The 654-nt window shown below is 44.3% G+C and carries 1 protein-coding gene; it reads left to right on the forward strand.

Annotated elements, in window-relative coordinates; genetic code table 11:
- Positions 1-27: 27 nt before the first annotated feature.
- Positions 28-654: tetratricopeptide repeat protein (locus A3735_RS22705; protein ID WP_197485985.1), on the forward strand; the 627-nt coding region annotated here is incomplete at its 3' end.

Raw genomic sequence — 654 nt, forward strand, 5'->3', positions numbered from 1 at the left:
GGGGTAAATCGCGGCAAGATGGTTAAAATGTCCCTAGATGATCACGACCTAGAGGCGCTTGATATCACGGGTGAACGACTGAGAAAAGCAAAAGCGAACAATACTGACAAGCAAGAAAGTTTTCGTACCTTTGATGCCTGGGAAGATGCCGGTTATTTGCTGTTATTCTTAATAATACCTTTTGCGCTTTTTGCGTATCGACAAAACACACTTCTAGCGCTGTTTATTTCGATATCGCTTATTTCTTTACCAGAAACCTCACACGCCCTTGAAGCAAGAGACTTGTTTAAGACCCAAGACCAGCAAGCTCAAGAGCTAATGAAGCAACAGTCCTACACTGAGGCTGCCGAGAAATTTGAATCCATAGAACATAAGGCAGCCGCTCATTATCGCGCTGGAAATTACGAGCAAGCTGCGAAGTTATACGAAACACTCCCCTCACAGGATGCTTTGTACAACTTGGGGAACAGTCTGGCAAGGAACCAAAAATTCCAGGAAGCACTCGATGCTTACGAGCAAGTATTGAAGCAAAACCCGGATCATCAAGACGCAAAATCAAACAAAGAACTAATAGAGAAACTTCAACAGGAAAACGAGCAGAAACAAAACAGTGACCAGGAGAACCAGGAGAACCAGGAGAACCAGGAGAACCAG

This window comes from Oleiphilus sp. HI0061, from assembly GCF_001635675.1.